Source organism: Blastococcus sp. SYSU D00820, from assembly GCF_054050695.1.
This window is the reverse complement of the sequence record NZ_JBJGZW010000031.1, coordinates 1-20,808: the sequence shown is the minus strand read 5'-3', so window position 1 is coordinate 20,808 and position 20,808 is coordinate 1. Positions and strand designations below refer to the sequence as shown.

General features: G+C 75.8%; 22 protein-coding genes. 10 read left to right on the top strand and 12 right to left on the bottom strand.

Annotated elements, in window-relative coordinates; all coding sequences use genetic code 11:
- The first annotated feature begins 28 nt into the window (after window positions 1-28).
- From flhA to ACI79R_RS21850, 4 genes are all read left to right on the top strand, one after another.
- Window positions 29-2,071, top strand: coding sequence for a flagellar biosynthesis protein FlhA (gene flhA / locus ACI79R_RS21865; protein WP_456575786.1), 2,043 nt, complete (start codon window positions 29-31; stop codon window positions 2,069-2,071).
- A complete protein-coding gene (locus ACI79R_RS21860; protein ID WP_456575785.1) occupies window positions 2,058-4,892 on the top strand; it encodes a hypothetical protein in 2,835 nt (944 codons plus the stop codon). The genes flhA and ACI79R_RS21860 overlap by 14 nt, the downstream gene beginning before the upstream one ends.
- On the top strand, window positions 4,889-5,137 hold the full coding sequence (locus tag ACI79R_RS21855) for a hypothetical protein (protein ID WP_456575784.1): 249 nt from the start codon (window positions 4,889-4,891) through the stop codon (window positions 5,135-5,137). The genes ACI79R_RS21860 and ACI79R_RS21855 overlap by 4 nt, the downstream gene beginning before the upstream one ends.
- Before the next feature lie 176 nt (window positions 5,138-5,313).
- Complete coding sequence (locus ACI79R_RS21850) at window positions 5,314-6,234, top strand: hypothetical protein (protein WP_456575783.1); 921 nt, start codon at window positions 5,314-5,316, stop codon at window positions 6,232-6,234.
- Window positions 6,235-6,310: 76 nt separating this feature from the next.
- Here the strand turns inward: ACI79R_RS21850 and ACI79R_RS21845 are convergent, their stop codons facing one another.
- The 6 genes from ACI79R_RS21845 to ACI79R_RS21820 all read right to left on the bottom strand — a co-directional run bounded on the left by ACI79R_RS21845 (window position 6,311) and on the right by ACI79R_RS21820 (window position 12,390).
- Window positions 6,311-7,606 (bottom strand): PhoH family protein, encoded by a 1,296-nt coding sequence (locus ACI79R_RS21845; RefSeq protein WP_456575782.1) that lies wholly within the window; start codon window positions 7,604-7,606, stop codon window positions 6,311-6,313.
- Window positions 7,607-7,873: 267 nt separating this feature from the next.
- Entirely contained in the window at window positions 7,874-8,059 is a 186-nt protein-coding gene (locus ACI79R_RS21840; RefSeq protein ID WP_456575781.1) for a hypothetical protein, read from the bottom strand.
- Between the two features lie 3 nt (window positions 8,060-8,062).
- A complete protein-coding gene (locus ACI79R_RS21835) occupies window positions 8,063-9,280 on the bottom strand; it encodes a DUF885 domain-containing protein (RefSeq protein ID WP_456575780.1) in 1,218 nt (405 codons plus the stop codon).
- A 13-nt stretch (window positions 9,281-9,293) separates the two neighbouring features.
- Window positions 9,294-10,073, bottom strand: a complete 780-nt coding sequence (locus ACI79R_RS21830) for an isoprenyl transferase (protein WP_456575779.1) — start codon at window positions 10,071-10,073, stop codon at window positions 9,294-9,296.
- An 81-nt stretch (window positions 10,074-10,154) separates the two neighbouring features.
- Window positions 10,155-11,789, bottom strand: a complete 1,635-nt coding sequence (locus ACI79R_RS21825; protein ID WP_456575778.1) for a peptide chain release factor 3 — start codon at window positions 11,787-11,789, stop codon at window positions 10,155-10,157.
- 169 nt (window positions 11,790-11,958) lie between these two features.
- Complete coding sequence (locus tag ACI79R_RS21820) at window positions 11,959-12,390, bottom strand: nitroreductase family deazaflavin-dependent oxidoreductase (RefSeq protein WP_456575777.1); 432 nt, start codon at window positions 12,388-12,390, stop codon at window positions 11,959-11,961.
- A 104-nt stretch (window positions 12,391-12,494) separates the two neighbouring features.
- Here ACI79R_RS21820 and trhA point away from each other — a divergent pair, with 104 nt between their 5' ends.
- Window positions 12,495-13,310 carry a PAQR family membrane homeostasis protein TrhA gene (gene trhA / locus ACI79R_RS21815; protein ID WP_456575776.1) on the top strand — a complete coding sequence of 272 codons (816 nt, stop codon included), beginning with the start codon at window positions 12,495-12,497 and terminating at the stop codon, window positions 13,308-13,310.
- A gap of 10 nt (window positions 13,311-13,320) precedes the next feature.
- Here the strand turns inward: trhA and ACI79R_RS21810 are convergent, their stop codons facing one another.
- From ACI79R_RS21810 to ACI79R_RS21795, 4 genes are all read right to left on the bottom strand, one after another.
- Window positions 13,321-14,574, bottom strand: coding sequence for a geranylgeranyl reductase family protein (locus ACI79R_RS21810; RefSeq protein WP_456575775.1), 1,254 nt, complete (start codon window positions 14,572-14,574; stop codon window positions 13,321-13,323).
- 41 nt (window positions 14,575-14,615) lie between these two features.
- A complete protein-coding gene (locus ACI79R_RS21805) occupies window positions 14,616-15,275 on the bottom strand; it encodes a maleylpyruvate isomerase N-terminal domain-containing protein (RefSeq protein ID WP_456575774.1) in 660 nt (219 codons plus the stop codon).
- Window positions 15,276-15,289: 14 nt separating this feature from the next.
- Window positions 15,290-15,871, bottom strand: coding sequence for a hypothetical protein (locus ACI79R_RS21800; protein ID WP_456575773.1), 582 nt, complete (start codon window positions 15,869-15,871; stop codon window positions 15,290-15,292).
- 120 nt (window positions 15,872-15,991) lie between these two features.
- Window positions 15,992-16,846, bottom strand: coding sequence for an alpha/beta fold hydrolase (locus ACI79R_RS21795; RefSeq protein WP_456575772.1), 855 nt, complete (start codon window positions 16,844-16,846; stop codon window positions 15,992-15,994).
- Window positions 16,847-16,944: 98 nt separating this feature from the next.
- On the opposite strand from ACI79R_RS21795, the gene ACI79R_RS21790 reads away from it, so the two are divergent.
- The 3 genes from ACI79R_RS21790 (at window position 16,945) to ACI79R_RS21780 (ending at window position 18,446) form a co-directional block, all read left to right on the top strand.
- Window positions 16,945-17,376 carry a winged helix-turn-helix transcriptional regulator gene (locus tag ACI79R_RS21790; protein ID WP_456575771.1) on the top strand — a complete coding sequence of 144 codons (432 nt, stop codon included), beginning with the start codon at window positions 16,945-16,947 and terminating at the stop codon, window positions 17,374-17,376.
- Window positions 17,373-17,705 carry a thioredoxin family protein gene (locus tag ACI79R_RS21785; RefSeq protein WP_456575770.1) on the top strand — a complete coding sequence of 111 codons (333 nt, stop codon included), beginning with the start codon at window positions 17,373-17,375 and terminating at the stop codon, window positions 17,703-17,705. The genes ACI79R_RS21790 and ACI79R_RS21785 overlap by 4 nt, the downstream gene beginning before the upstream one ends.
- Window positions 17,706-17,879: 174 nt before the next feature.
- Entirely contained in the window at window positions 17,880-18,446 is a 567-nt protein-coding gene (locus ACI79R_RS21780) for an AMIN-like domain-containing (lipo)protein (protein WP_456575769.1), read from the top strand.
- A 43-nt stretch (window positions 18,447-18,489) separates the two neighbouring features.
- Here the strand turns inward: ACI79R_RS21780 and ACI79R_RS21775 are convergent, their stop codons facing one another.
- Both ACI79R_RS21775 and mca read right to left on the bottom strand, forming a co-directional pair.
- Entirely contained in the window at window positions 18,490-18,789 is a 300-nt protein-coding gene (locus ACI79R_RS21775) for a hypothetical protein (protein WP_456575768.1), read from the bottom strand.
- A complete protein-coding gene (gene mca / locus ACI79R_RS21770; RefSeq protein ID WP_456575767.1) occupies window positions 18,786-19,673 on the bottom strand; it encodes a mycothiol conjugate amidase Mca in 888 nt (295 codons plus the stop codon). The genes ACI79R_RS21775 and mca overlap by 4 nt, the downstream gene beginning before the upstream one ends.
- Window positions 19,674-19,890: 217 nt before the next feature.
- Here mca and greA point away from each other — a divergent pair, with 217 nt between their 5' ends.
- Window positions 19,891-20,391, top strand: coding sequence for a transcription elongation factor GreA (gene greA, locus ACI79R_RS21765; RefSeq protein WP_456575766.1), 501 nt, complete (start codon window positions 19,891-19,893; stop codon window positions 20,389-20,391).
- Between the two features lie 7 nt (window positions 20,392-20,398).
- Window positions 20,399-20,728 carry an RNHCP domain-containing protein gene (locus tag ACI79R_RS21760; RefSeq protein ID WP_456575765.1) on the top strand — a complete coding sequence of 110 codons (330 nt, stop codon included), beginning with the start codon at window positions 20,399-20,401 and terminating at the stop codon, window positions 20,726-20,728.
- Window positions 20,729-20,808: the final 80 nt, after the last annotated feature.

The following is a 20,808-nucleotide window of genomic DNA, read 5'->3' as shown; positions in this document are numbered from 1 at the left end:
GCCCCCGCCGGCTGCCGATGACCTGCACGTGCGAGGACTGACGAAGGCCGCCGTCCCGATCGGCGTGGTGGCCATCGTCCTCATGCTGGTCGTGCCGCTGCCGGCCACGCTGCTGGACGTCCTGCTCGGCTTCAACATCACCTGCTCGCTGCTGATCCTGCTCGTCGCGATGCAGATCAGGAAGCCGCTGGACTTCGCCGTCTTCCCGTCGCTGATCCTGATCGCCACGCTGTTCCGGCTGGCCCTCAACGTCTCCTCGACGCGGCTGGTGCTCAGCGACGGCTACGCGGGCAAGGTGATCGAGGCCTTCGGCCACTTCGTGATCGGCGGCTCGCTGATCGTCGGCCTGGTGATCTTCGTGATCCTGACGATCATCCAGTTCGTCGTCATCACCAACGGTGCCGGCCGCGTCGCCGAGGTCGGCGCCCGCTTCACCCTCGACGCCATGCCGGGCAAGCAGATGGCGATCGACGCCGACCTCAACGCCGGGCTGATCAACGAGAAGCAGGCGCGCAAGCGCCGCTCCGAGGTCACCGCCGAGGCCGACTTCTACGGCTCGATGGACGGTGCCAGCAAGTTCGTCAAGGGCGACGCCATCGCCGGCATCATCGTGACGCTGATCAACCTGATCGGCGGGTTCGCGATCGGGGTCATGCAGAAGGGCATGGCGCCCGGGGACGCCGTCGCCACCTACTCCCTGCTGACCGTCGGCGACGGCCTGGTCTCCCAGATCCCGGCCCTGCTGCTCTCGACCGCCACCGGCATCATCGTGACCCGGTCGGCCACCGAGGGCGACATGGGCAGCGACCTGCTGGCCCAGCTGGGCCGGTTCAAGCAGCCGGTGCGGATCGCCGGCGGCGCCGCCCTGGCGCTGTGCCTGATCCCCGGCCTGCCCAAGCTGCCCTTCATCATCATCGGTGGCCTGTTCCTGCTGCTGGCCGCGCGCATGCAGGAGGTCGTCGAGGTCGACGAGGACGCCGATGCGCCGGTCGCCGGCGAGGAGGACGCGCAGCCGGACTCCCCGGAGGCCATCGCCGAGAAGATGCGGGTCGACCCGCTGGAGCTCGAGGTCGCCTTCGACCTGGTCGACCTGGTCGACACCGCCCGCGGCGGCGACCTGCTCGACCGCGTGAAGGCGCTGCGCCGCAAGGTCGCCATGGAGACCGGCCTGGTCATCCCGCTCGTCCGCACCCGCGACAACCTGGACCTGCCCGCCTCGACCTACGTCATCTGGCTCAACGGCGTCCCCGCCGCCCGAGGCACCTCCCCGGCCGGCACGGTGCTCGCCATCGGCGACGCGCTGGACGGGCTGCCGGGCAAGGCCACCCGCGAGCCGGTGTTCGGCCTGCCCGCCAAGTGGGTGCCGATCGAGCTGCAGCGGCAGGCGGAGATGTCCGGCGCGACCGTCGTCGACCGGTCCTCGGTCATCACCACCCACCTGGCCGAGGTGGTGCGGCAGAACTCCGCCGAGCTGCTGGGCCGCGAGGACGTGCGGCTGCTGGTGGAGATGGTCCGCCGCAGCCACCCGATCGTCGTCGAGGAGCTCACGCCGGCGCTGCTCACCCTCGGCGAGGTGCAGCGGGTGCTGCACGCGCTGCTGGCCGAGAACGTCTCCATCCGCGACCTGGTGCGCATCTTCGAGGCGCTCTCGGTGCGGGCGAAGACGTCGACCGACCTCGACGGCCTGGTCGAGGCGGTGCGGGCGTCGCTCGGCGCGGCGATCAGCCACCCGTACGTCACGCCCGACGAGCGGCTGTACGTCCTGACCCTGGAGCCGGCGTTCGAGCAGCGGCTGCTCGAGGCGGTGCGGCAGAGCGAGGCCGGCCAGGTGCTGGCCCTCGACGCCGGGTCGGTCGACGCCCTCGTCACCGGGTGCACCGGCATGCTCGAGGAGGCCGAACGCCACGGCTTCTCCCCCGTGCTCGTGTGCTCCCCCCAGGTCCGGGCGGCGCTGTCCCGCCTGATGCGCCAGGTCCTGCCCCGGCTGCCGGTGATCTCCTACTCGGAGGTCTCCCGGACGGCCCAGATCGAGTCCTTGGGAGTGGTGAGCGGTGCCGTTGCCATCCGTTGAGGCCGCCACGCGGGAAGCCGCCGTCGCCGCCGCCCGCGAGCAGTACGGGCCGTCGGCGCGCGTCGTGGGCGTCCGCAAGGTCCGCTCCGGCGGCGTGATGGGCTTCTTCGCCACCGAGCGGTACGTCGCCGAGGTCGAGCTGCCGGAGGACGACGAGCCGGCCGGCCGCCGCGCCCGCCCGCGGCACGACGCCGCCATGCGCCGCGAGCCCGCGCCGCTGTCGCAGTCGGCCCGCCGGATCGAGGAGGCGCTGCGCCGCGACGAGCTCGCCGGCGGCTCCGCCCGCGACGTCTGGCGCGAGCACGAGGAGCGGCGGGCCCGCACCCGGACCGCTCCCGCGGCGCGCCCCGCCGTGCGCTACGACGACGACCTGCCCGACCCGGTCGACGAGCTCGCCGGCCTCCTCGGCGGCGGCGCCGAGCCGGAGCTGGACGTCTACTCGCGCACCGCGGCCGCCCGCCCCGGCGCCGGTGGCGGGTCCGCCCGGTCGGCCGCCCTGCGGTCCGCCGCGGCCCGGACGACCGCCGCGCGCTCGACCACCCCCCGCACCGCCGCCGCGGCCCCCGGGGTCGCGGACGCGCTCCGGGCCGCGGCGCCGCGTCCGGCCGCCGGCCGCCCGGCCGCCCGGCCGCCGGCGACCCCGGTGGCCGAGCCGGCCCCCGCCGGGCCGTCGCTGTTCACCGCCGCGCTCGCGCAGGTGGTGGCCGGCGACCGCGAGGTCCGCGAGGCCGTCGACGTGGCGGTGGCCCAGGCCGAGCCGCAGGGGCTCGCCCGCGCCCTCGGCCGGCAGGAGCGGCCCTCGGCGGCCGCGCTGCTGCGCACCCCGGCCGCTCCGGCGGCGCCGGTGATGGGGCTGGCCGACGCCCTGGCCGCGGCCCAGGCGGCGCCGCGCCCGGCGCCGGCCCCGGCTCCTGCGCCTGTTCCCGCTGCTGCCGCTCCGGCGCCGGCTCCTGCTCCGGTGGCCGCTGTCGAGCCCGAGCCGGTCGCCGTCGCCCCGGAGCCGGTGGTCGCGCAGCAGCCGGTGGTGGCGCCGCAGCCCGTCGCTGCCGCGCAGCCGGTCGCGGCTCCGGAGCCGGTGTCCGTGGTGCCCGAGCCCGCCGTCGTGGTGCCCGAGCCCGTCGCCGTGGTGCCCGAGCCCGCCGTCGTGGTGCCCGAGCCCGCCGCCGTGGTGCCCGAGCCCGTCGCCGTGGTGCCCGAGCCCGTCGCCGTGGTGCCCGAGCCCGTCGCCGTCGTGCCCGAGCCGGAGCCGGTGCCCCCGGCGCCGGCCCCGGTGGTCGCGCCCGCGCCGGCCGCCCCCGTCGCCCTCTTCCCCGTCGCGGAGCCGGTGACCGCCGCCGTCGACATGTGGGCCGAGCCCGCCGCGGTGCGCCCGCAGCCGCTGGCCCCGCGGCCGGTCGTCGTCCCGCTGGTCGTGGAGCCGGTGCCGCTGCCCGACGTCGTGCAGCTGCGGCCCCGCGCGGTGGTCGTGCCGGAGCTGCCCGAGGTGGAGCTGCCGGTGCAGGAGCAGGTCGCCGAGCCGGTCGACGTCCCGACGCCCGTCGTCCCCGAGTGGATGAGCGAGCCGGAGCTGACCGCCGGCCCGGCGTCGCTGCGCGAGGAGGCCATCGCCGAGGTGCTGCGCGCCGCGCTGGCGCACGACACCTCCGACGACGTCCTCACCGACATCCTGCGCGGGGTGCTGTCGAGCACCTCCGCCGGTCGCCGGCCGGCCGTTCCGGCCTACGCCACCCGCACCGACCAGCTGGCGTGGGTCGACGCCGCCGCGGAGTCCGACGAGTGGGAGGTCGACACCCAGGTGCTGGCGCCCACCGCCAGCGACCCGGCCCCGATGCCGCTCGACGCCACCGCCGTCCTCCCGCCGCTGTCGCTGCTCCCGCCGCCCACCCCCGGCACGCAGCTGGCCGTGCCGCCGCTGCTGTCCCGCCCGCCCGTGCCGCCGCCGCGGCGCCGTCCGCCGGTGCCGGGCCAGTCGGTGGCCCGGGTGGCCTCCTCGCGGGCCGGCCTGGCCACGGTGACCCCGCTGCCGGCCCGCCCGGGCAGCACCTGGCACTCGGGCAACCCGGTCGTGGTCACCTCGGTGCGCGAGCGCCCGGCCACCGGGGTCGTCCCGTCCGGCCGCGAGCTGGTCGACCCGCGCATGGTCGAGGCCGCGAACACTGTCTCGCGGCTGCGCGCGCTCGGCGTCCCCGAGGACCTGCTCGGCGGCGGCTTCGCCGGCGAGGTGGCCGCCCAGGGCACCTACGCGGCGCTGACCCGCGCCCTGTCGGCCGCGCTCCCGACCGCGCCGGCCGCTCCCACCGGCCCCGGTGAGGTGCTGCTCGTGGTCGGGCCCGGCGTGGAGACCCTCGCCGCCGCCCGCTCGCTCGCGGCGTCGCTGCGCCTGGACGGCGACCGCCTCCAGTGGGCCACCCGCGGCGACCTCGCCTCGCTCGCGCCCGAGGCCAGCCGGATCTCCTCGGTCGACACCGCGCTCGAGCGCAAGCAGCAGGCCGCGAACGCCGGCACCCTCACCATCGTCGCCGTCGACGCACCGCTGCGCGCCTCCGGTCGCACCTGGCTCGAGCAGATGCTGGCGATCTGGTCGCCGACGGCGGTGTGGGCGGTCGTCGAGGCCACCCGCAAGCCCGAGGACGTCGGCCCGTGGCTGGACGCGCTGCCCCGCGTGGACGCGCTGATGGTGCAGGACACCGACCTCACCGCCGACCCGGCCGCGGTGCTCGGCCGCGCGACGGCGCCGGTCGCCCTGCTCGACGGGGTGCGGGCCACCGCCCACCGCTGGGCGTCGCTGCTCTGCGAGCGGCTGGAGACCGCTGAGGCATGAGCCCGCTGCGCTGGGACGTCCTCGTGGTGGGGTTCGTGCTGGCCCTGCCGGTGCTCGGCCTCGGCCTCCGGGGCGACCTGTCCGCCGACGAGGTGGCCGGCCGGCTGCCCTGGTGCCTGCTGGCCGGGTGGGTCGTGGTGGCGCTGCTGCGCTGGGCGACCACGCCGCCTCCGCAGCCGCGGGGGAAGCGGCCGGACGCGGCGTCGTCGTCGTCCGGGGCGGAGGAGTCGGCTCCGGTCCCGTGACCGGGGCCCGGAGTTCCATTGCCGGGGTTCCTCGTGCACGGCCGGCGCTGCAGTGCACGCACTGCACGGGGAACGCCGGCAATGGTGGGCCGGATCGGCCGTCCACAGACGGCCCCGTCGTCCACGGATCCGCGTCCCGGGGCCTCTGCCGGCTGCCCCGCCGTGACGCTCGGCGGGTGGAACCACGGCTGCCCGGTGACCTCGTCCTCCGCCGCTCGCTCGTCGCCGCCGGCTGGAGCGACGACGAGCTCGCCCGCTCGCGGCGCGCCCGCCGCCTCACCCGCCTGCGCCGGGGCGCGTACGTGACCGGGGAGCTGCCGACCGACGTCGTGGAGCGGCACCGCCTGCTGATTCGGGCGACGTTGGCCTCGCTGCGCCGCCCCGCGGTGCTCAGCCACCAGTCGGCCGCGGTGCTCCACGACTGGACGCTGTGGGGCGTCCACCTCGACCGCGTGCACGTCACCCGGCAGCCACCGGCCTCGAGCGAGGTCGGGACGACACTGCGCTCCCACGTCGCCCGGCTGTCCGAGAAGGACGTCGTCGAGGTGGACGGCATCCCGGTGACCGATCCGGTGCGCACGGCCCTGGACCTCGCGCGGTCCCTGCCGGTCGAGCCCGCGGTCGTCGCCCTGGACGGCGCGCTCTACCGGCGGGCACTGGCGGACGACGACCTGGTGGCCCGCCTGCCCGGGATCGCCGGCACCCGCGGCAGCCGCTCCGCGGCACGGGCGGTGGCCCTCGCCGACCGGCGCAGCGAGAGCGTCGGCGAGTCCCGCAGCCGGCTGGTGCTGCTCCGCGCCGGCCTGGCACCCAGCACGTTGCAGCTGCCGGTGCACGACCCCGCCGGCCGGTTCCTGGGCCGGGCCGACTTCGCCTGGGAAGCCGAGCGGCTGCTCGGGGAGTTCGACGGGCGGGTCAAGTACGGCCGGCTGCTGCGGCCGGGCCTGTCCCCCGGTGACGCGGTGTTCGAGGAGAAGCTCCGGGAGGACGCCCTGCGGGAGGCGGGCTGGGGCGTCGTCCGCTGGACGTGGGCCGACATCGGCCGGCCCGGAGTGCTCGCCGAGCGCGTCCGCCGCGGTCTGCTCCGGCGGCGGTGACCGGAGTGCCGGGGTTCCTCGTGCACGGCCGGTGCCGCAGCACCGGCAGTGCACGAGGAACGCCCGCGACGGCGGCTCAGACCGGGAGGTCCTCCAGCATCTCCGTGACCAGCGCCGCGATCGCCGAGCGCTCCGACCGGGTCAGGGTCACGTGTGCGAACAGAGGGTGGCCCTTCAACGCCTCGATCACCGCGGTCACGCCGTCGTGCCGGCCCACCCGCAGGTTGTCGCGCTGGGCGACGTCGTGGGTGAGCACCACCCGCGAGCCCGAGCCCAGCCGCGACAGCACGGTCAGCAGCACCCCGCGCTCCAGCGACTGGGCCTCGTCGACGATCACGAACGAGTCGTGCAGCGACCGGCCACGGATGTGGGTCAGCGGCAGCACCTCGATGAGGTCGCGGGCGGCGATCTCCTCGAGCACCTCGCGGGAGACCAGCGCGCCGAGGGTGTCGTAGACGGCCTGCGCCCAGGGCGACATCTTCTCGCCCTCGCTCCCGGGCAGGTAGCCGAGCTCCTGCCCGCCCACGGCGTACAGCGGCCGGAAGACGACGACCTTCTTGTGCGCCCGCCGCTCCATCACCGACTCGAGGCCCGCGCACAGCGCCAGCGCCGACTTGCCGGTGCCGGCCCGCCCGCCGAGGGAGACGATGCCGATCTCCGGGTCCAGCAGCAGGTCCAGCGCGACCCGCTGCTCGGCCGACCGCCCGTGCAGCCCGAAGGCCTCGCGGTCGCCGCGCACCAGCCGCACCTGCTTGTCGGGGGTGACCCGCCCCAGCGCCGATCCGCGCGAGGACAGCAGCACCAGCCCGGTGTGCGCCGGCAGCTCCGCCGCGCTGGGCACGAACACCTCGCCGTCCTCGTACAGGGCGGAGAGCTCGGCGTCGTCGAGGGACAGCTCGGCCATCCCCGTCCAGCCGGCGTCGACGGCCTCCACCACCCGGTACTCGTCGGTGTCCAGCCCGACGGCGGCGGCCTTGACCCGCAGCGGGACGTCCTTGGTGATCAGGCAGACGTCGCGCCCCTCGGCCCGCAGGTTCAGCGCGACGACCATGATCCGGCTGTCGTTGCTGTCGTTGCGGAAACCGGCGGGCAGCACGCCCGGGTCGCTGTGGTTGAGCTCGACGTGCAGGGTGCCGCCCTCGTCGCCGACCGGCACCGGCGCGTCGAGGCGGCCGTGCGCCATCCGCAGGTCGTCGAGGAAGCGCAGCGCCTGCCGCGCGAACCAGCCCAGCTCGGGGTGGTGCCGCTTGTCCTCCAGCTCCCCGATCACGACGAGCGGGAGCACCACGTCGGAGTCGCCGAAGCGCCGCAGCGCGCCGGGGTCGGACAGCAGGACGGAGGTGTCGAGGACGAACGTACGGCGAGTGCTCACGAGTCGACTCCCGTGGGGCGCTGGGCGCACCCCGGCTCGAAGGTGACCGGGCCCCGGCGCGAGGGCCGGGGCCCGGCCCCCCTGGTCGACGAACTGTGTCGCACCAACCGGGCCTCCCGTGGACGCCGGGGCGGGCCCGTCGTCCACCCCGGACGCTAGGCCCGGGAGGTGACAGGAACGTGTCCGGAGAGCCACGTGTCCTCCGATCGGAGCACCACGTGCACCGCCCGTCCCACCGGGAGGGGGACGCTCGGCGGGCAGCCGGGCCTACCCCTGCCGGCGATCCCCCCGCGGCCGCAGCGCCACCAGCGCCCACAGCACGGGGACGGCGAGCACCGGCCACTGCACCGTCAGATCCCCGACCCAGAGCAGGCCGGCCACCAGCAGCACGGCCAGCCAGGCCGCCGTCCAGAGCCCGAGCAGCCGGGCCTCCCGCGGAGCGTGACGTGCCACGACTCAGGCGGCGGCCAGCTCGGCGGTGACCCCCGCCGGCGTCAGCGGCTCGTCGAGCAGCCGGAGGAACCGGTCGGCCACCGGCTGCCCGGCCGGCCGCGCGGCCAGCCAGCGGCGCAGCAGGTCGAACCCCTCCACGTAGGTCGTGATGTAGGCCCGCCACAGCGGGTGGGTGAGGAAGCGCAGCTGCTGGCGGGCGCGGTCGGCGCTGACCAGCGACCACCGCTGGAGGTGGGCCACCACCTCGTCGGCGTCGGCACCGCGGTCGTGCAGCAGGATCGCGGCGTCCTGCCGGACGCGGTTCAGCGGCGCGGCGGCCGCCGCGATCCGCTCGGCGAGCCCGCCGTCGAAGCGCAGCCCGAGGTCGGCGAGGACGTCGGCCGCCCAGCTCCCCCACCCGTCGCCGACCGACGCCTCCACGCCGAGGTCGGCCAGCCCCTCGGCCATCAGGCACTCGGGGGTGTTGACCAGGAAGACGGTGTGCTCGAGCCGCGCCGAGCGCTCGACCAGGCCCATCTCCTTGCGGCAGTGCTCGGTGTGGTGGCCGGGGTAGGCCTCGTGCGCGACCAGGTGCGGCAGCTGGCTGAGCCGGTGCGGCAGGTCGGCGTTGATGGCGACCCGCGACCGGTAGTCGCCCTCGTAGTAGTTGAAGCCCGACCAGGGCTTGTCGGTGACCACCTCGTAGCGGACCGTCTCGACGTCGGGCAGCCCGTAGGAGTCGCGCACCCGGTCGCGCAGCGCGCTGGACAGCGCGTGCACCGCGGCCTCCAGCCGGGCCGGCGGGCACTCCTCCCGGCGCCGGTGGACGGCGTAGCGCTCGGCCAGCGTGCCGCTGCCGGGCAGCAGCTCCTCCAGGGCGGCGTGCGCGGCCGCGTACTCGGCCGGGTCGCCGAGGGCCACCTCGACCTGGAAGTAGCCGGCGACCTCGTCGAGGTAGCCGACCGGCTCGCCGCTCATCTTGCGGGCGCTGCACTCCAGGCCGGTCAGCTGGCCGCGGAGGAACGCGGTGCGGTCGGCCGGCAGCCCCGCCGCGTCGAGCTCGCGGAGCAGGCCGCGGGCCTGGTCGCGCAGCCCCTGCGGGGTGGGCGCGGGCTCGCTCTCCACCTCGGCCCGGATGCGCTTGTCGCCGGTGTAGGCGTCGACGAAGCCGCTCTCCAGCCGGTCGAAGCGCAGGCCCAGCCGCACGTACTCGAGGGGGAGGTCCACCGCGCCGGCCGCCATGGGCCCGAGTCTCTCAGCCGCCGAAACGGCGGTGCCGGGCGGCGTAGGCACGCAGCGCGCGGAGGAAGTCCACCCGGCGGAACTCCGGCCAGTAGACGTCGGTGAAGTAGAACTCCGAGTGCGCGGTCTGCCACAGCAGGAACCCCGACAGGCGCTGCTCGCCGCTGGTGCGGATGACCAGGTCGGGGTCGGGCTGGCCGCGGGTGTAGAGGTGCTCGGCGATGTGCTCGACGTCCAGCGAGCCGACCAGCTCCTCCAGCGTCGTCCCGCGCTCGGCGTGCTCGGCCAGCAGCGACCGGACGGCGTCGGCGATCTCCCGCCGCCCGCCGTAGCCGATGGCGAGGTTGACCGTGGCCCCCGGCCGGCCCCGGGTGGCCTCCTCGGCCTGCTTGAGGACGGCGACGGTCTCGGCCGGCAGCAGCTCCAGCGCGCCCATCGGGCGCAGCTGCCAGCGGCGGTCGGGGGCGGCGAGATCCTCCACGACGCCCTCGATGATCCGCATCAGCGGGGTCAGCTCCGGCTCGGGCCGGGAGAGGTTGTCGGTGGACAGCAGGAAGAGGGTGACCACCTCGACGCCGGCCTCGTCGCACCAGCCGAGGAAGGAGGCGATCCGGTCCGCGCCGCGGCGGTGCCCGGCGTTGGGGTCCTCCAGGCCGATCGACCGCGCCCACCGCCGGTTGCCGTCGACGATGGCGCCGACGTGCCGCGGGATGTCGGCCCCGACGAGGGCGCGCGCCAGGCGCCGCTCGTAGACCTCGGTGAGGACGTCGCGCACGAACTGACGGGCCCCCACGGAGGCCACCCTAGGCCCCCGCGGGACGCAGCGAACCGCACCGTCCGGGGTGTCCCGCGCGAGCCGCGCGTACCACCGGCATCAGCCCAGCTGAGCGGCGACCAGCGGCTCCAGCGTGATCCCGGGGTGGCGCTGCTGCAGCATCCGCAGGACCCACTTGTCGGGGAACAGCGCGAGCAGCTCGCCGTCCCCGCGCTGGAGCACCTCCACCCCCGAGGCCGAGGCGACCAGCGGCGCCGAGGCCTCGTCGGTGCGCAGCGCCAGGGTGTAGCCGAGGCGCTCCAGCGACACCGGGGCGGAGAACTCGTGCTCCATCCGGTGCGCGGCCACCTCGAACTGCATCGGCCCGACGACGGCGAACACCGGCGCCCCGTCGCCGCGGCGGTCCGACCGCAGCACCTGGACCACGCCCTCGGAGTCCAGCTGCTCGATGCCCTTGCGGAACTGCTTGTGCTTCGCCGTCTCCAGGCTGCGGGCGACGGCGAAGTGCTCGGGAGCGAAGGTCGTCAGCGGCGGGTAGGTCACCGGCTTGTCGCTGTAGAGCGAGTCGCCCACGCCCAGCGCCGAGGCGTTCACCAGGCCGACGACGTCGCCCGGGAAGGCCAGGTCGATGCTCTCGCGCTCGCGGCCGAACACGTGCTGGGCGTACTTGGTGGTGAACGGCCGGCCGGTGCGCCCGTGGGTGACGACCATCCCGCGCTCGAAGACGCCGCTGCAGACGCGGATGTAGGCCAGCCGGTCGCGGTGGGCGGAGTCCATGCCCGACTGGACCTTGAAGACGAACGCGCTGAAGGGCTCGTCGACGGGGTGCAGCGCCCCCTCGGCGTCCGGGCGGCCCGAGGGCGCCGGCGCGAGGTCGACCAGGGCGTCCAGCAGCATGCCGACGCCGAAGTTGGAGACGGCGGAGGCGAACAGCACCGGGGTGGTGACGCCGGACAGGAACAGCGACTGCTCGTGCGCGGCGCCCGTGGCCTCCAGCAGCTCCGACTCCTCGACCGCCCGCGACCAGTCCCCGCCCTCGCGGGCCGCGGCCGCGTCGGCGGGCAGGACCTCCTCGGGGGCGATGGTGGCGCCGCCGGCGGTGCGGGTGAAGCGGCGGTAGGTGCCGTCGCGGCGGTCGAGCACGCCGCGGAAGTCGCCGGCGATGCCCACCGGCCAGGTCAGCGGGGTCGGGGTCAGGCCGGTGCGCTCGCTGATCTCGTCCATCAGCTCGAGGGCGTCCTTGCCGGGCCGGTCCCACTTGTTCACCACCGTGATGACCGGGATCCCGCGGTGCCGGCAGACGGCGAACAGCTTCATCGTCTGCGCCTCGAGGCCCTTGGCCGCGTCGATGAGCATCACGGCGGCGTCGACGGCGGTGAGCACCCGGTAGGTGTCCTCGGAGAAGTCGGCGTGCCCCGGGGTGTCCAGCAGGTTGACGACGGCGCCGCGGTAGCCGAACTGCAGGGCCGCCGAGGTGATGGAGATGCCGCGGTCACGCTCCATGTCCATCCAGTCCGACACCGTGCCGCGCCGGCCGCCCTTGCCGTGCACCGCGCCGGCCTGGCCGATGACCCGCGCGTGCAGGGCCAGGGCCTCGGTCAGGGTGGACTTGCCGGCGTCGGGGTGGCTGATGACGGCGAAGGTGCGGCGGCGGGCGGCCTCGGCGCGCGCCGTCCCCTCCCTGTCGCCGGCGGGGTCGACGGCGGCGTCGACGGCGGTCTGGCTGGCCCTCACAGGGGGTTCTCCTCAGTGCGCGCGCAGGGGATCCCGCGCAGGTACGGATGCCGGTGGACCCGCCAGGCGGAGCGTCGCCCTGCCGGGACATCCCCCCGCAGGACCGGCTCGACGCCGATCGGGCCCTCCCCCCGACCAACCGGCGCGGCCGGCGGGGTGTTCCGGAACGCTAGCCCGCCGCTCCCGGCTCCAGCAGCAGCACCGGGATCCGCCTGCGGGTGCGGCTCTGGTAGCCGACGTAGGAGGGGAAGACGGTGCAGGCGCGCGACCACCAGGCGGCCCGCTCGGCACCGGTGACCTCACGGGCGCGCAGGGCGAGCACCCGGTCGCCGTCGCGCAGGGTCACCTCGGGGTCCGCCAGCGCGTTGGCGTACCAGTCCGGGTGCCGGTCGGCTCCCCGCGCCGAGGCCACCGCGGCGTAGACGCCGCCGTGGGCGACCCGCATCAGCGGCGTCTTGCGCACCGCCCCGGTGCGCGCCCCGCGCGTCGTGAGGACGACGACCGCCCGGCCGCCGAGGGCGACCCCGCTGCGCTCGATGAGCGCCACCTCGTCGCGCACCCACGGCACGCTGCTGGGCAGGTAGCCGGCGTCGGTCCCCATGCCCCGAGTGTCCCTCCCCGCGCCGCCGGGGACCCCGCGCACTGACAGGCAGTTCACAGTCGACCGGCCGTGCGGGCCGACCTACGCCTCCGTAACCTCGGACCATGAGCGGTGCACCCGAGGAACGCGAACCGATCCGGGTGGAGGCAGACAGCGCCGAGATCGAGGCCCCGCGCGGTCAGGCCCTCACCGCCGTCCGCGAGGAGGGCGAGCGGGTCCAGCGGGAGTGGACGGCGTCGGACTTCGCCGACGAGGACTGGGACCACCCCGACACCCGCCCCCGGATGCGCGGCTGGCTGCACCTGTTCGCGTTCTTCGGCGCGATCGCCGCCGGCGCCGTCCTCATCCCGCTGGCCGCGGTGCAGGGCGCCCGGGCCGGCTTCTCCGTCGCGGTCTACTGCCTCACCATCTGCGGGCTGTTCGGCATCAGCGCGCTCTATCACCGCCGCCGCTGGTCACCCCGCGGCTGGAAGGTGATGAAGCGGCTCGACCACTCGATGATCTTCCTGTTCATCGCGGGCACGTACACGCCCTTCTCGCTGCTGGCGGTCGACCAGCCGCTGGGGTACTGGATCCTCGCCGGGGTCTGGGCCGGCGCGCTGGCCGGCGTCTGCCTGAAGCTGACCTGGCCGACCGCGCCGCGCTGGCTGGGCGTGCCGCTCTACGTGGGCCTGGGCTGGGTCGCGGTCTTCATCCTCACCGACATCCTGCACATCGCCGGGGTGGCCTCGCTGGTGCTGCTCGCGGTCGGCGGCGTGCTCTACACGCTCGGCGGCGTGGCGTACGCGATCAAGAAGCCCAACCCGTGGCCCGGGGTGTTCGGCTACCACGAGGTGTTCCACGCGATGACGATCGTGGCGGCGATCTGCCACTACATCGCGGTGTACTTCGCGGTCTACAACTCCCCGTTCCTGGGCTGAGCCGCCCGGTTCAGGAGAACGGCGGACGCTCGTCGGCGCGCGCCGACACCCGGCCGGCGGCCCGCCAGGCCCGGGCGACGACGTCGCGGTCGGCGTCGGTCACCAGGTTGCCCATGACGCGCAGCGCCACGGTCATCAGCCCCCGCGAGCGCATGCCCACCGGCCCGGCCGCCGGGAGCAGCCGCGGCAGGGTCAGCAGCCCGGCCAGCCGCCGGGCGATGGAGAACGCCTCGCCGTAGTGCCGGCGCAGCGTGGCCGGCCAGGCGGCCGACCAGTCCGGCTCGGTCAGCATCGCGGCGATCGTGCGGCCGGTCTCCAGGCCGTAGTCGATGCCCTCGCCGTTCAGCGGGTTCACGCAGCCGGCGGCGTCCCCGACCAGTGCCCAGTTCCGGCCCGCCACCCCCGAGACCGCGCCGCCCATGGGCAGCAGCGCCGACGCCGGGGCGCGCACCGGACCTTCCAGCTGCCAGTCCTCGCGGCGGGCGGCGGCGTAGGCGTCCATGACCGCCCGCAGCTGCACCCCGGCCGGACGGCGGGCGGTGGCCAGCGTGCCGACGCCGATGTTCACCTCGCCGGCCTCGGCGCCCAGCGGGAAGACCCAGCCGTAGCCGGACAGCAGCTCGTCCTCCGCGCCGCGCAGCTCCAGGTGCGAGGAGATCCACTCGTCGCCGGCCCGGCCGGAGGTCACGTACCCGCGGGCGGCGACCCCGTAGGCGGTGTCCCGGTGCCACTGGCGGCCCAGCACCCGGCCCAGCGGGCTGCGGACCCCGTCGGCGACGACCAGCCGGTTGCAGCGCACGGTCGCCCGCACGTCGCCGTCGAGCTCGAAGACGACGCCGGTCACCCGGTCGCCGTCGCGGACGACGTCCACCGCCCGCGCGCCGTCCAGCGGCGTGGCGCCGTCGGCGAGCGCGCGGTCGCGGATGCGGGCGTCGAGCTCGGTGCGCGGCACCGCGCTGCCGTGGTCGGGGAACTCCCCGCCGGGCCAGGGCAGCTCCCACGTCCGGCCGAAGCCGGCGGCGCGCAGGCCGCGGTTGCGCGCCCGGCCCCGCGCGAAGTCGCCCAGGCCCAGCAGGTCCAGCTCGGCGATCGCCCGGGGCGTCAGGCCGTCGCCGCAGGTCTTGTCGCGCGGGAAGACGGCGGCGTCGGCCAGCAGCACCTCGCGTCCGGCGCGGGCCGCCCACGCCGCGGCCGCCGCGCCCGCGGGGCCGGCGCCGACGACGAGGACGTCGGTGACGGCCGGGGGGACGACGGTGCTGGTCACCGGCCCAGTGTCCCCGAGCCGCGACGCGGGCCGGCGCCCCGTCACCCGAACAGCGGGAACCGTGCCGCCGCCGACCCCAGCGCCGCCCGGTCGGTGTCGGACAGCGGTTCCCGGCCGGTGCCGCGGCGGGCGGCGGTGACGTCGTCCCAGCCCGGCGGCAGCGGCGCGCCGAGCAGCCCCTCGAGCACCCGGCGGACCTCCCGCAGCGGCCCCCCGGCCGGGCCCGGCCGGTCCAGGTGCGCCACGAGGTCGAGGTGGTGGACGGCGGCCTCGACGACCAGCGTGGACAGCAGGTCGTCGACGGTCAGGACCCGGCCCTGGGTGCGCACCGGGTCCCGGCCGCCGACCCGGCCCGCGGCCACCAGCACCGCCGCCGTCGTCCCCGCGTACTCCTCGGCCAGGTCGCCCAGCCAGAGGCCACTGGCCAGCGTGCGGGTGCGACGCAGCGCCTCGTCGTCGTCCGGATCGGGCGACCGCCACGCCCGCCAGTAGGTGACGGCGTCGGTGTCGGCCGGCCCCTCGGCGGGGGTGGCCAGCGCGACCAGCGCGCGGCGGGCATCACCGAGCAGGTGGAACGCCAGGTCGGTGACCGCCCAGCCGCGGCAGCCGGTGGGCGCCCAGTCCTGCCGCGCGGTCGCCAGCTGGTACAGCTCCTCGCCCAGCTCGGCGAACGCGGTGCGCAGCAGGTCGGGGGGCGTCATGCCCGCAGCGTGCCTCAGTCCGGCTGCGGCCCGCGCGCCCGCACCTCCTCGACCGAGGCCATGGCCGCCCGGAGCTCGGCCAGCCAGTCCTCGGCGTGCCGGCCGACCAGCCGCACGGCCCAGGCCAGCGCCTCGGAGCGGGACCGGGCGACGCCGGCGTCGACCAGGGTGTCGAGCACCAGGCGCTCGGGCTGCCGCAGCCGGGTCATGACCGGCACGGACAGCGTGGTGAACAGCTCGCGGGTCTCCCCGCAGGCGGCTCCCCAGGCGACGGACCGGCCGTACCGCGCCTGGGCGGCGTCGGCGATCGCCATGCGCTGGGCGCGGGTCTCCTCCCGGAAGCGGGAGATGCGGCCGGCGCGGGCGGCGGCGGGGTCGCCGTCCCCGGCGTCGGGCTCGGCGAGCGTGCCGACGACGGTGATCTCGTCGCGGTCCACGGTGAGCTCGACCGGGCCGGTGAACCAGCCCTCGGGCAGCCGGCCGGCGAACCAGCCGGCGACCTCCGCGCGGTCGACGGGCGGCGCCTCCGGGGCGCGGCCGCGGGCCCGGCCGGCACCGCGACCGAAGGGCAGATCGGCGAAACGGGATGCGTACACGGTGGCCTCCTCGCCAGCGTTGATTACACGCTTACACGTTAGGCCTGCAATCATCGAACCGCAGCCGTCGGGCGTCCGCTCTCAGCGGACACACCCCCTCACGGCACGGCCGGCAGCTCCTCAGCGCCCGGCGCGCTCCTGCTCGGCGAGGAAGGCCACCACCTCCCGGCGGCCGCGCCGGCTCAGCCCGGCCCCGACGTGCCCGCGCCTCGGCAACCGGACGACCCGGCAGTCGGCGAGGAGGCCGGCCGTCTCCTCCACGACGGCCGGCGGGAAGGCGCGGTCGCGCCCCCCGGCGACCACCAGCACGGGTGCGGTGATCCGGGGCAGCACCGGCCGCGCGTCGAACCCCTGCTCGGCCCGGCCCTCGACGAGGAGGTCCCCCGGCGGGACGCCTCCCGCGATCTCGTCGAACATCGCGCGGCCCAGCACGGGCGCGAGCAGCCGGCGGACCGGACTCAGCGCCCGGCCGGGCACCAGGTACTCCGCGATCACCACCCCCAGGCCCGTCCGGTCACCCCGCGACGCGGCGACGGCCCAGCGGAGGTCGGCGTCCTGCACCCAGTCGCTGAGCCGCGCCGCCGCCCCGATCAGGACGACGCTGCCCACGCGTCCGGGATGCCGCGCCGCCAGGTGCTGGGCGATGAGCCCGCCGTAGGACATGCCCACCACGGCGTCGACGCGGCCGCCGAGCTCGTCGCGGATGACGTCGGCGACGTCGTCGGCCATGTCGGCGATCGTGTGACCGGCGGGCATGTTCCGCCGCCGGACGAGGACCCACACCGCGTAGCCGGCGTCCACGTAGGGCCGGTACATGCCGCCGGACCACCGGAGCGAGCGCGGCGACGGCGGCACACCTCCCGGCCCGCCCGGCAGGAAGACCAGGCTCCTCGGCCCGTCACCCCACCGCAGGTAGGGCATCCCGTTGCCCGACGTGCCGGCCTCCACGGCCTGCGCCGACGTCGCAGTGGTCATCCGGCCCACCTCCGCCGCGAGCGTGTCAGGACGCCACGGACGACGGCAGGGTCAAACGGGCCTGGACCGGCCTGAGTCCATGGTCCATACTCAGAACCATGGCACTCCAGGACGCGCTCGCCCTCGTCGGCGACCGCTGGGCCCTGCTCGTCGTCCGCGAGGTGGCGCTCGGCGTCCGCCGGTTCTCCGACCTCCAGGCGTCCACCGGCGCTCCGCGGTCGGTGCTGGCCGAGCGGCTGCGGCGCCTGGTCGCCGCCGGCGTCCTCGACCGGTCCGAGTACGTGCTGCCCGGCGCCCGCGCGCGCCAGGAGTACCGGCTGACCCCCGCCGGCCTGGACCTGCTGCCCGTGCTGGCCGCCTTCTCCGACTGGGCGGCCCGGCACCTGCCCGACGACCGCCCCGCCGACGTGACCTACCGGCACGGCGGCTGCGGAGGCCACGTGGGCGCACACCTGGTGTGCGACTGCGGGGCCGACCTCACCCCCGGCGACCGACTGGTCGCCTCCGTCCTCCGGGAGGAACCGCGATGAGCACCCTGCCCCGCACCACCGACGCCACCTTCGCCGCCGACGTCCTGGCCAGCGACGTGCCCGTCCTGGTCGAGTTCACCGCCGACTGGTGCCCGCCGTGCCGCATGGTCGCCCCGGTGCTGGAGCAGATCGCCGCCGAGGAGGCCGGCCGGCTGCGCGTCGTCCAGATCGACGTCGACAGCGATCCGGAGACCGCCCGCGCCCACTCGGTGCTCGGCATGCCGACGATGACGCTCTTCCGCGCCGGCCGTCCGGTCGCCTCCATCACCGGCGCCCGCCCGCGGACGGCGATCCTCCAGGCGCTCGAGCCGCACCTCGACCCGCGGTGAGGCGCCCTTGGCAGGTCTGCACAGAGCCCGTCGTGATCATCCGGTCACACGCGCAGTAGCTCGCCAACGGGAAGCGTCGCGCTTCGGCGGTCCTGGACATCTCCCGACCTTGTCGGTCCCCGGCGTGTCGGCGGACCCTGCCGGTCATCCACCCACCCCGTACCGGAGGTTGCCATGACCCGCACCCGCTCCCGCTCCGCCCGACGGCTGGCCACCGTCGTGGGCACCGCCGCACTGGCGGTCACCACCCTCGCCGGACCTGCCGCCGCGGCGCCGTCCTGCTCGACGCCCTGGGGCTCCACGCCCGAGGTGTCCGACGCGGCGAGCACCGGCACCGTCGACGGCATCCGCGCCGGCCGGCACGCGTGCTACGACCGGCTCGTGATCGACCTCGACCTGCCCGCGGGCGTCTCCGCGGTCGGCTACGACGTCCGGTACGTGCCGACGTTCCGCGCCGACGGCTCCGGCACCGCCATCCCGCTGCGCGGCGGGGCGGACCTGCAGGTCGTGATCGACGTCCCCGCCTACGTCGACGGCCGGGCCACCTACACCCCGGCCAACCGCACCGAGGTCGTGCCCGTCAGCGGGTACGACACCTTCCGGCAGGTCGCGTGGGGTGGCTCCTACGAGGCGACGACGACCGTCGGCGTCGGCGTGCGGGCGCGGACGCCGTTCCGCACGTTCGTCGTGGGGTCCGGGGAGGACGCACGACTCGTCCTCGACGTCGCGCACACCTGGTGAGCACGCCGGCCGGCCCGGGCACCCGCCCGGGCCGGCCGGTCGGTCACTCCGGGCGCTCGTCCTCCCGCCGCGGCGGCTCGATGGCCAGCGGCGCGCGGCGGAGGGTGTCGAGCAGGTCCTGCCCGGGTCGGCGCTCCTCGACCAGCTCGGCCGGGGTGTCGGGCACTGCCACCCGCGGCTGGTCGTCCTCGTCGAAGCTGTGCGGCAGCCGCTTGAGGTGCTTGGACATCGACCGCACCAGCAGCGCCGTGGCGATGAGCAGCACCACCAGCAGGAGCAGGCCCAGCGGGCCCGACTTGCCGACGTCCTCCGGCAGCTGCTCGCTCGCGGCCCAGACGATCATCGGACGCCCACCTCGCTGCGGATGCCGGCGAACAGGTCGTCCTCCGGCGTCGGGGAGTCGACCAGCGACCGGGCGAGCTCGTAGTCCTCGGTCGGCCACACCCGCTGCTGGACCTCCAGCGGGCAGGCGAACCAGCGGCCCTCGGGGTCGATCTGGGTGGCGTGCGCGATGAGCGCGGCGTCGCGGACGGCGAAGTACTCGGCGCACGGCACCTTCGTCGTCACCCGGTGGCTGATGTCGTGCTCCGGATCCCAGTTGGCCAGCCACTCGGTGTAGGGCGACTCGGCGCCCGAGGCCAGGATCGCCTCGTGCAGCGCCCGCGTGCGGGGCAGCGTGAAGCTCATGTGGTAGTAGAGCTTGCTCGGCTGCCAGGGCTCGCCGAGCTCCGGATAGCGATCGGGATCGCCCGCGGCCTCGAACGCGTGCACCGAGATCTCGTGGGTCTTGATGTGGTCGGGGTGCGGATAGCCGCCGCGCTCGTCGTAGGTGGTGATCACCTGCGGCCGGAACCGGCGGATCAGCTCGACCAGCGGCGCGGCCGCCTCCTCCACCGGCACGAGGGCGAAGCAGCCCTCGGGCAGCGGCGGCAGCGGGTCGCCCTCGGGCAGCCCGGAGTCGACGAAGCCGAGGAACTCCTGCTCGATGCCGAGGATCTCCCGCGCGCGGGCCATCTCCTCGACCCGGATCTGGGGCAGGCGCTCCCACACCTCCGGCTTGTCGAGGGCAGGGTTGAGCACCGAGCCGCGCTCGCCGCCGGTGCACGTGGCCACCATGACGCGGGCGCCCTCGGCGATGTACTTGGCCATCGTCGCGGCGCCCTTGCTCGACTCGTCGTCGGGATGGGCGTGCACGGCGAGCAGCCGCAGCTGGTCTGCGTCGGTCACCCGGCCATCATCCCCCGCCTCGGGGAGGCGCCGCCGCCGTCGGGGCACACGGACGGGTGGATGTGGTGCTCGTCACCAACGGGTCGGGTACGTTCCGCATTCCCGCGGCGCTCGGCTCGGTCCGTGCACCCCTCCGCGGGCCGGTGTTAGCTTGGCCGGATCGACATCGCCGCCTCCCGACCGGGGGGCGGCTCCCCGACGTGCAGGAGTTCCACGCGTGACCACCCCCACTGAGAACGAGCAGGGCATCTGGCTGACCCAGGAGGCCCACGACCGGCTGAAGGCCGAGCTCGACCAGTTGGTGGCCGGCCGGGCGGCGATGGCCGCCGAGATCAACGCCCGCCGCGAGGAGGGCGACCTCAAGGAGAACGGTGGCTACCACGCCGCCAAGGAGGAGCAGGGCAAGCAGGAGGGCCGGATCCGCCAGCTCACCGACCTGCTCCGCAAGGCGCACGTGGGCGAGCCGCCGACCAAGGCCGACCGCGCCGCCACCGGCACGGTGATCACCATCCGCTTCCAGGGCGACGACGAGACCGAGAAGTTCCTGCTCGGCTCCCGCGAGATCGCCGGCACGACCGACCTGACGGTGTACTCCCCCGAGTCGGCGCTGGGCGCGGCGATCCTCGGCGCCGAGCCGGGCGCGACGGTGACCTACCAGGCCCCCAACGGCCGTGCCATCACCGTCGACGTCGTCGCCGTCGAGCCGTTCGTCCCCTGAGGCCGGCGTGAGCCGCACCGCGCGCTCCCGGCGGGCGGAGAACACCGGCTTCACGTGCGGCCACTGCTCGGCCCCGGTGCCGGCCAACACCGACGGGCACTACCGCAACCACTGCCCGTACTGCCTGTGGTCGCTGCACGTCGACGACCTGCCCGGTGACCGCGCCAGCGAGTGCCGCGCGCTGATGGAGCCGATCGGGCTGGTGGAGAAGTCGGGCAAGGGCTGGCAGGTGGTCCACCGCTGCACCGCGTGCGGCCACCGCCAGCCCAACCGGCTGGTCCGCGACGGCACCGCGCCCGACGACCTGGACCTGGTCCTGCAGCTCCCGTGGTTGTGAGTGGAGTGCCACGGCCGGGGCAACCCGCCCCTGGGCCACCACACCCGGGCCAGCACCCGCCCAGGCGGGCCGGGCCCGCG